The organism is Burkholderia sp. LMG 13014, from assembly GCF_905232215.1.
In the GTDB taxonomy this organism is placed as follows: Bacteria; Pseudomonadota; Gammaproteobacteria; order Burkholderiales; family Burkholderiaceae; genus Burkholderia.
Map to the genome: position 1 here is coordinate 1 of NZ_CAJNKE010000205.1, position 9,696 is coordinate 9,696.

At 66.2% G+C, this 9,696-nt stretch carries 7 protein-coding genes and 1 pseudogene; 4 read left to right on the forward strand and 4 right to left on the reverse strand.

Annotation, left to right across the window (positions count from 1 at the left end):
- A pseudogene (locus tag JYJ84_RS37880) lies at positions 1–115 on the reverse strand (peptidase); the annotation flags it as partial.
- A gap of 535 nt (positions 116–650) precedes the next feature.
- On the opposite strand from JYJ84_RS37880, the gene JYJ84_RS19895 reads away from it, so the two are divergent.
- From JYJ84_RS19895 to JYJ84_RS19905, 3 genes are all read left to right on the forward strand, one after another.
- Positions 651–1,547 (forward strand): LysR substrate-binding domain-containing protein, encoded by an 897-nt coding sequence (locus JYJ84_RS19895; protein WP_174956205.1) that lies wholly within the window; start codon positions 651–653, stop codon positions 1,545–1,547.
- Positions 1,548–1,579: 32 nt separating this feature from the next.
- A complete protein-coding gene (locus JYJ84_RS19900) occupies positions 1,580–2,329 on the forward strand; it encodes a hypothetical protein (protein ID WP_236027438.1) in 750 nt (249 codons plus the stop codon).
- Positions 2,330–2,849: 520 nt separating this feature from the next.
- The gene (locus JYJ84_RS19905) at positions 2,850–5,018 is read left to right on the forward strand and encodes a hypothetical protein (protein WP_175219846.1); all 2,169 of its coding nucleotides are present in this window, start codon (positions 2,850–2,852) and stop codon (positions 5,016–5,018) included.
- A 112-nt stretch (positions 5,019–5,130) separates the two neighbouring features.
- On the opposite strand, the gene JYJ84_RS19910 is transcribed toward JYJ84_RS19905, so the two are convergent.
- Both JYJ84_RS19910 and JYJ84_RS19915 read right to left on the reverse strand, forming a co-directional pair.
- The gene (locus JYJ84_RS19910) at positions 5,131–5,871 is read right to left on the reverse strand and encodes a sulfite exporter TauE/SafE family protein (protein ID WP_174956207.1); all 741 of its coding nucleotides are present in this window, start codon (positions 5,869–5,871) and stop codon (positions 5,131–5,133) included.
- Between the two features lie 273 nt (positions 5,872–6,144).
- The gene (locus JYJ84_RS19915) at positions 6,145–7,161 is read right to left on the reverse strand and encodes an aldo/keto reductase (protein WP_175219848.1); all 1,017 of its coding nucleotides are present in this window, start codon (positions 7,159–7,161) and stop codon (positions 6,145–6,147) included.
- 140 nt (positions 7,162–7,301) lie between these two features.
- On the opposite strand from JYJ84_RS19915, the gene JYJ84_RS19920 reads away from it, so the two are divergent.
- Positions 7,302–8,213: a LysR family transcriptional regulator gene (locus JYJ84_RS19920; protein ID WP_122947343.1), complete on the forward strand. Its 912-nt coding sequence runs from the start codon at positions 7,302–7,304 to the stop codon at positions 8,211–8,213.
- 45 nt (positions 8,214–8,258) lie between these two features.
- On the opposite strand, the gene JYJ84_RS19925 is transcribed toward JYJ84_RS19920, so the two are convergent.
- Positions 8,259–9,413 (reverse strand): porin, encoded by a 1,155-nt coding sequence (locus tag JYJ84_RS19925; protein WP_175219850.1) that lies wholly within the window; start codon positions 9,411–9,413, stop codon positions 8,259–8,261.
- Positions 9,414–9,696 lie beyond the last annotated feature (283 nt).

The window sequence follows — 9,696 nt, forward strand, 5'->3', positions numbered from 1 at the left end:
CCGCCTGCGTGTCGCTCGGCGGGACGGACTGCGTGCCTGCACAACCGGCCATGACGAGCACGGCGGCCAGGCCCGGCAGCCACGCCGCGTGACGGTGAATCTCGCGCGTTTTCATGGACGATCCGACTCCGGTTTGACAATCTTTCAAGCATCTCAAAAACGGAACGGCCGACGTGTAACCGGATGCAAACAATGATGACAAACGATCACGAACCGGATGCCGGCCGGCATGCGTTACCGGTAATACGGTCCGATCCAGAAAAACTTGATGGTCTTTTTGCAGGAAAGCGGAAGAATTTTCGTCTCGAGAAACTATGACGGATTTGTTTCAATAGATGCGAAGCGGCGACAGCCGCCCGCGGCGGCACGCCCCTGCCGCGACGTTCAACGCAACCATGTGGCGAGTTCGGAACAGGCCCACGCGATGCCGATGCACAGGAACAGCACGTGCATCGCAATCTTGAACGACACGCCCCACGACGGATCGATCTGCATGACAGGCTCCCCGGTTGATGTGCGGCCATGATCCGCCATCGATCGCGCCCCGAAAATGCGGAACCGGCGAATCGAGCCTCAGGCTGCGCCTGAGACCCCGGCCGGGATTCCCTGCTAACTTATCGGCCATTCCAACATGATCGCCCCCACTCATCATGCGCTTTGACCTGACCGACCTGCGGCTCTTCCTGAACATCTGCGAGGCCGGCACGATCACGAGCGGCGCCGAGCGGACCCACATCACGCTGCAGGCCGCGAGCGAGCGCATCCGCGGCATGGAGGACGAACTCGGCGTGCCGCTGCTGCACCGGACCAAGTCGGGCGCGCAGGCAACCGATGCCGGCCGCGCGCTCGAACACCACGCGCGCACCGTGCTGCAGCAGATCGACCACATGCGCGGCGAACTGCAGCAATACGGGCAGGGGCTGCGCGGGCATATCCGGCTGCTGTGCAACACGGCGTCGCTGAGCGAATACCTGCCCGACGCGCTCGCCGACTACCTGCCGCATCATCCGAAGCTGTCGATCAGCGTCGAGGAGCGCTCGAGCCAGGAGATCGTGCATGCGATCCGCAACAAGACGGCCGAGGTCGGCATCGTCGCCGATTCGGTCGGGCTCGGCGGGCTCGAACAGAAGCCGTTCCGCGAGGACTGGCTGATCGTCGTCGTGCCGGCCACCCATCCGCTCGCGGCACAGGACACCGTCGCGTTCGACGCGATCGCCGATGCCGACTTCATCGGCCTCACCGACGGCAGCGCACTGCAGGTGCATCTCGCCGACCAGGCGCGCGCGCTCGGCAAGCGGATCCGCTATCGCGTGCAACTGAAGAGCTTCGATGCGATCTGCCGCATGATCGCCAGCGGCGTGGGCATCGGCATCGTGTCGCGCCACGCGGCCGAGCGCGCGATGCAGACGATGGATGTGCGGCTCGTCGAGCTGTCCGATCCGTGGAGCCACCGTCGGCTGAAACTGTGCGCGCGGTCGTTCGACGCGCTGCCGAAGTACACGCGCGAATTCGTCGCGTTCCTGTCGGGGGAAGCGGGGGCGCGGTAACCTGCCGTACCGATGCATCCATCCGCTCCGACATGATGCCCGCCACCCACGATTCGCCCGCCCTTCCTGCTCGCCGGCTGGTGATCGTCGAGGGCATGATGGGGTCCGGCAAGTCGACCGCGATGCGCTTCATCGCGAAGCACCTGATGGCGGCCGGGCGCGACGCCGTGGCGATTCACGAACGGACGGACCCTCATCCCGTGCGGGCCACTGACGAACTCGAACACTGGTTCGAGCCGTGGCGCGATGCGACGGCCGCGCAACTTGCCGGGCGCGCGCTCGCGCGATGGGCAGCGTTCGCCGCCGACGGGCTACGCAGCGACACGATCACCGTGCTGGACGGGCAACTCTTTCACGGCGACCTGACCCACCTGCTCCTGATGGAAGGCGCCCCGCCACTGATCGAGAGGTACGTGCGCGAACTCGCCCGCACGATCGCCCCGCTCGCGCCGCTCGTCATCTACTTCTGGCAGCGCGACATCGACGCAGCCATCCGCACGGTCTGCGCCGAACGCGGCGACGACTGGGTCGCCTATCAGACTCGCTGGAAACTGGCCGCGCCGTACTGCGTGCGGCGCGGGTTCACCGGTCTCGACGGGCTGATCGCGCTGTACCGCGACTACCGTCGACTGACCGACGCACTGTTCGATCAACTGCCGCTCGACAAGCTGTCGATCGAAAACGGCGACCGCGACTGGTCGACCGTCGAATGCCGGATACTCGACGCGCTGAAGCTGCCGCGCGCGACTGACCGGGACGACCGTCATGGGCAAGCCCTCTAGGACACTGCTGTTCGCAGCGGCGCGCACAGGTAACTGGCACATCGTCGCGACCCCGCTGGCCGATGCGCCGGCGCGCCGATGACCGTCGACTTCACTGCGAACCTTATGGATAACGTTTTCTCTTAAATATTGGTGAACCTGCGTCGCCGAAAAGTCCTTCGGCCAGTCGCTTCCGCATCGACTTCCCGCGCTGCGCCTCATAAGAAATTCCGCTAATTCACGAGATATTCGGATCTCGCCCCCCTCCCTTCTTCCCACCATCCGGGTTTTTCCCGCCCCGCCAGACGTGAAAGTTCATTGACATCATGCCGATCGCTGCCTAAATTTGGAAAACGTTTTCCAATACATCCGCGCGACGCCGGTCACGGCCCGTGCAGGGAGAACGCTTGCCCGCTCGATTGGTAATTCAGGCCGTTTGCCTTCAGGGATCAGGGTTCAAGGCGGCGGCCAGGTACGGGCATCGAGCGCGGCGACGGCCACACCCGCCCGTCCTTCATCACTATTCAAAACTGGAGACACAATGCATCCGCGCAGCAGATTCGCGCTCGGCGCCGCGCTCAGCGCCCTTTCCGTCCTGTTCGTCAGCGCATGCGGCGGCAACGACGTGACCGATACGCCGCCATCGTCTTCGCCGCCCCCGTCCACGACACCGTCGCTCGCGGCCAACTCGCTGCAGGCGCTCGTCTACGGCGCGCCCGACACCAGCGTGCCGGCCGGCACGAACATTCCGGTCACGATGATGGGCCAGATGCGCGCACTGTTCGACCTGATCCGGAAATCGTCCGACTTCACCCAGGTGGTGATGGATCTCGGCGACGGCACGCCGGTCCACGTGCTCGACACGAACACCGGCGACAAATTCCTGCCGGGCAAGCTCGCGCTCGGTCTGTCGTACATCCTGATCGACATGAAGTCGAAGAACGATCCGCAATACGCGAGCTACCTCGCGACCTACCAGACGATCACGACCGCGATGATGGCGCAGTCGGGCAGCAACTACACGTATGCGAATACGTCCTGGGGCGAGTACTACTACCTCGTCGCGCTGAACAACCTGAAAGCGCACGGGATGCTCAACGAAGTCTTCAGCGACGCGATGCTCGCGACGCTGCAGCAGCGGCTCACCTTCTGCGACATGTTCGGTCCCGATGCAAGCGGCAAGACCAATACCTGCCCCGCGGCCGGCACGCCGATCGACATCGCGTCGCTCAACACCGCGCAGAACTACTATGCGGTGTCCTACGGCATTGCCGGGCTGCGCCAGAAGCTCGGCTGGAGCAGCCCGTCGTTTGCATCGAAGACCGATCCGTCGGTCGCGACGATGGGCGCGCGCGACGCGCTGCTGTACACGCTCACGAACCATATCCGCAACGACTCGTCGGGCGGGTTCTCGGACGAAGCATCGAACACGCACACGACCTACTACGACCAGGCACGCTTCGACCGCTACAGCACGCTGCTGATCGGCGAAGTGACCGAGCGCACGTTCGAGATGGGCAACGAAGCGAACCTCACGCCCGAGCTGAAGGGCTACCTGCGCAAGTCGGTCGACCTGATCCTGCCGCAGCTGAACGCGAACGGCCAGGGCTTCAACTACGGTCGCTCGATCGGCCCGTACGGCGATTCGGCGTTCATGGAAGTGCTGACGGCCGCGGCCAATGCCGGCGTGCTGACCGACCAGGAGAAGCAGGTTGCGTATGCGTTCATCTACCAGGCCGCGCATCGGTTCGACACGTACTGGTACGACCCGTCGCTGCCGACGCCGTCGGTGAACATGTGGGTCAAGGGGCGCGGCACGGACGCGTATCGCGGCAAGCCGCGCGTGATGGGCGAGAACTTCAGCCTGCTGCACCAGTACCTGTACGTGAACGCGTGGTGGAACAAGCTCGGCTTCGGCGGCCAGGCGCCGATGGCGGATGCGGACTACAACGCATGGCTCGACGCGCTGCCGCGCTACACGCTCACCTGGTACAACCAGCCCGGCGACACCGCGCATCCGTACAGTGCGGCGCTCGTCACCGTGCGCGACGGCCGGCGCGTGATCAACCTGAACCTCAGCCAGGCGCCCGACTACAACTCGTACACGCCGTACTACCCGGTGCCGTTCTCCGACAAGCTGATCTACGGCACGACCGATCTCGGCTACGCGCTGCTGGTGCCGCAGGTGTCGTACAACGGGAAGACCTACATGCCCGTCACGTACTACAAGAACCTGAGCGTCCAGCAAAGCAACGGGCAGGTGATCGTGTCATTCGATACCACGAAGTTCCGGCTCGCGTCGAAGAACGCGGCATACACGACGGATCTCGACCTGCAGGTGCATACGGTGCTGACGTTCGCGCATGGTTCGATCGCCCGCAGCGATACGCTGAGCACGGGCACGCTCACCGGCAACCTGTCGGTCGAAACGGACTTCACGTCGTTCGCGGATTTCGCGTCGACGCAAGCCAATGGCGACGGCGTGTCGGTCACGTACGCAAACAGCGCCGCGACCGGCTACGCGGCGTCCGGGTTCGACACCTGCGCGCTGTCCGCCTTCGACACGGTGAACGGCACGACGAACCCGCTGTCGACGACGCCGATCGGCCAGTTGCATTCGAACTTCGCGTGCACGACGAAGCCGTTTGCACTCGGCGCGGGTGCGACCCGCACGTTCGGGTGGACGCTGAAGTACGCCGACCCGGCCTGAGCGGTGTGACCCACGTTCCGTGAATGCTCCTGAAGCCGGTTGTCGTTGAAACCGGCTTCAGGAGCGTCACGGACGGTGGGCGGCGGGCATCACGCGCGTCGGCGATGCCCGTTCAAAGCCACCCCGACGCCGCCATATACGCGCCGAGCGCGATCAGCCCGACGAAGAAGCAGCGCTTGAACGCCTTCTCGCTCATCACGCGCCGCGCATATTGCCCGCCGGCCATACCCGCCAGCGCCGGCACGAGCGCAAGCGCCGACACGCCGAGATCGACCGTCTCCAGCGCACCCGTCACGCGCAACTGCAGGCCGAGCACGATCGTCGATGCGGTGAACGACAGCCCGAGCGCCTGGATCAGGTCGTCCTTCGACAGCCGCAGCGCCTGCAGGTACGGCACGGCCGGCACGACGAACACGCCGGTCGCGGCCGTCACGACACCCGTCAGGTAGCCGACCACGGCCGACAGCCATTTTTCATGGCGGCCCGGCGCAGGCAGCCGCGCGGCGGCCAGCCCCCACAGCCCGTAGAGGATCAGCACCACGCCGAGTGCCGCATGCGTCCAGGTGCTGCCGGCCGCGAGCGCGGGCAGCCCGCCCGTCAGCGTGCCGATCGTCAGGCCGGCAAGCAGCGGCCACAGCCGGCGCAGCAACGGCCCGAACGACGGGCCGAGCCACAACTGCCACACATTGGTGATGAACGACGGCACGAGCAGCAGGCTCGCCGCGGCCGACGGCGGCATCGCGAGCGTCAGCAGCCCCATTGCGATCGTCGGCAGGCCGAGCCCGATCATGCCCTTGACCGCGCCGGCCAGCAGGAAAACCACCGCGATGATCGTCAGCGTCTGAATGTGCATGAAGGCATTCCGTCCGGTTGAGTACGGCGCCGATAGTGAACCCCGATCGCGCCGCCCGCCATCTGGCTTTGCCTGAGGCTGGCTAGGGCTTGCCGGACGGAGCGGCGGCGCGATTGTGCCGACGTGCTGTCGCGCCACGGGCCGGCGGAACACGCGCCGCCGGGTCAAGGCAGCCGGGGCATGCCCCGCCATCGGCGTTGCCGAACCCCGCCCCGGCACCCGAATCCGGGCCGAACCCGTGCCTGTTCCGAAACCCAAGCCGATCCGGAGCGATCAGTCCCCGTGAGATGCCCCCCGCCCCTGCTCGCTGTCGAGGTGCGCCATCTGTGCGGCCGGATAACGCTCACCGGCAGCCGCCCCGGCGGGAACCGCCGCTTCGATGCGAGCGATGTCATTGACCGTTAGTTGCATCTCAGCGGCTTGCAACGCGTCCTGAAGCTGCGTGCGCTTGCGCGCGCCGATCAACGGCACGATATCGCCGCCGCGCGATAGCACCCACGCGATCGCGACCTGCGCCGGATTGCTGCCCTTCTCGTCGGCGATGGCGCGCAGCGCGTCGACGAGCACGAGGTTGTGCGCGAGGTTCTCGCCCTGGAAGCGTGGGCTCGCCGCGCGGAAATCACGCTCGCCCTGCCGCGCCGTGCTCCAGCGTCCGCCGAGCAGCCCGCGCGACAGCACGCCGTAGGCCGTCACGCCGATCCCGAGTTCGCGGCACGCGGGCAGGATCCCGGCCTCGATCCCGCGCGACAGCAGCGAATACTCGATCTGCAGGTCGGCGATCGGCGCGACGGCCGCCGCGCGGCGGATCGTGTCGACGCCGGCTTCCGACAGGCCGATATGGCGCACGTACCCGGCCTTCACGAGATCGGCGATCGCGCCGATCGTCTCCTCGATCGGCACCGCCGGATCGACGCGCGCCGGCCGGTAGATGTCGATGTAGTCGGTACCGAGCCGCTTCAGCGAGTACGCGACGAAGTTGCGGATCGCCACCGGCCGTGCGTCGTAGCCGGCAAACCCGCCGGCCGGATCGCGCAGCGCGCCGAATTTCACGCTGATCAGCACCTGGTCGCGTGCCCGGCCGCGCAGCGCATCGCGGATCAGCATCTCGTTGTCGCCCATGCCGTAGAAATCGCCGGTGTCGAGCATCGTGATGCCGTGGTCGAGGGCCGCATGCAGGGTCGCGATGCTTTCGTCGCGGTCGGCCGGTCCGTAGAAGTCCGACATCCCCATGCAGCCGAGCGCGAGTGCCGACACCCACGGGCCCGTACGGCCCAGTTCACGCGTATCCATGTCCGTTTCCTTGAGTGATGAATGAACAGGCCGGATTCTGGACGCATCGCGATGCGCGATAAACGCGAAACACTCAACCAAACCATTCGACGCTGATTAACAATGGAGCCTGCTCCCCTCCACCCAAGCACTCGCCCCGCATGGATCATCTGCAAGCAATGCGCATCTTCGCGCGCGTCGCCCATCTCGGCAGCTTCACGAAGGCGGCCGAGCAACTGCAATTGCCGCGCCCGACGGTCAGCAACGCCGTCCAGTATCTGGAAAAGCACCTGAAGACCCGCCTGCTGCAGCGCACGACGCGGCGCGTCGCGCTGACGGCCGAGGGCGCGACCTATTACGAACGCTGCATGCGGCTGCTGGCCGATCTCGACGATGCGGAAACGCTGTTCGAGGACGCCGGCACGATGCCGCGCGGCGCGATCCGCGTCGACCTGCCCGAGCGCTTCGCGCTGAACCAGGTGATTCCGGCGCTACCGGGTTTCCACGCGCGCTACCCCGACCTGCGTGTCGTGATCGGCACGACCGACCGCTTCGTCGATCTGGTCGCCGACGGCATCGACTGCGCGGTGCGGGTCGGCACGATGTCCGACACGTCGCTCGTCGCGCGGCGCATCGGCGAACTCGCGCAGATCAACTGCGCGGCGCCCGCGTATCTCGCGCGGCACGGCACGCCGCGCTCGCCGGACGAGCTGCCGGACCACGTCGCGGTCGGCTATTTCTCGAGCCGTACGGGCCGCGAGCTGGACTGGGAATATGCGGACATGGATTCGGGCCAGCTGCACGCGGTCAAGATGCGCAGCGTCGTGGCAGTCAACAGCTCGCAGGCCTATCTCGCGTGCTGTCTTGCGGGCCTCGGGCTGATCCAGGCACCGCGCGAAGGGCTCGGGCCGCTGCTTGCCGATGGCTCGCTGGTCGAGGTGCTGCCGGAATGGAATGCGGAGCCGCTGCCCGTGTCGGTCGTGTTTCCGACCGGCCGGCATCTCGCGCCGCGCGTGCGGATCTTCGTCGACTGGCTCGCGGAAACGCTCGGGGGCACACCCCGGGCAGACTGACGACAGCCGGCGCCGAGGCGCTCGGCCTCGGCACCGCCCACCCGATCAGAACTTGTGGCGGATCGCGGCGCGCACCGCGAACTGGTTCGACGACGCCGACGGGCCATCCGTGCCGACCACGTAGCCGCCGTCGGCCGCCGTGCCCGTCTTGTCGCCGGCAACCTTCTGCCAGGCGCCCTGCAGGTAGACGTCGGTGCGCTTCGACAGGCTGTAGTCGGCCATCAGCCCAACGGTGTGGTATTTCGGCTTGAACGACCCGGCGGCGGCATCGAACTTGCCGTCCGTGTACACGTACTGCGCGCCGAGATAGAAATCGGGCGTGAGCTGGTACTTGCCGTTGATCTCGAAGTTCTGGAACTTCGTCGCGGTCAGCCCGAGGCCGGCGAACGTCGCTGCCGGCAGGTAGACGGTCGACACCGGGTTCTTCACGTCCGTCTTCGTGTAGACGAAGCCGACCGTGGCCGGGCCGAACGTGTAGTTGACGCCGCCGCCGAAGATCCGCAGGCGGTCGGCGACGAAGTTCGCATCGTCCGCCGAGATCGCACCCGCGCTGCCGACGCCCGGATTGTTCGCCTGCAGGTACGCAGCCGCGACCTGCAGCCCGGCGAGCGAATACTGCGCGCCGAGGCTGTATTGACGGTTGTTCGAGAAGCCGGTGCTGTTGCTGAAGCTGTACGTGCCGCCGAACGTCAGGCCGTTCCAGTCGGCGCTCGCGTACTTGACCGTGTTGTTGACGCGGAACGAGTTGTCCGTGTTGTCGTTGTCGAACGGGTGCGAGAACAGCGTGCCGCCCCAGTTGCCGTTGGCCGTGAGCGGCGCGAGATAGTCGACGACCGAATCGTACTGGCGGCCGAAGGTCAGCGTGCCGAAGCGCGACTCGCTCAGCCCGACGAACGCCTGGCGGCCGAACATGCGGCCGCCCTGGCCAAGCCGGCCGTTGTTCACGTCAAAACCGTTTTCCAGCGTGAAGATCGCCTTCAGCCCGCCGCCGAGATCCTCGCTGCCCCTCAGGCCCCAGCGGCTGCCTTGCGCATAGCCGCTCGCGAGCTGGTAATTCGATTTTCCGACCCCATTGACGTTCACGTTGTTCGTGTAATTGAAGCCCTCGTCGATCACACCGTACAGCGTCACGCTGTTCTGGGCGAAGACCGGCGCGGCGAAAGCGGCCAGCGCGGCGGCAAAAATGACGTGCTTCTTCATGACGGATCTCCGGAGCCGGGGGCCGGGCATGGTCGAGCGCCCGGCGATTGTTTGGTCTGTTGTATGTGTGGCCCGCAGGGCGGACGACGCGGTGTGCGGCCGCGTGAGGTCAAAATGGTGTCACGTCGCAAACCGTCCGTCCATCGGGGTATATGAACCCTGCTCAAACCGTTGCGCTCGTCCAACTGCCCCGTTGCGCAGACTGCCTGACCCGGCTTATCGGCAGCGGCAGGACGGCCGACCATCCGCGTAAACCCGGTGTGCGCCGCATCGGTGGCACAAT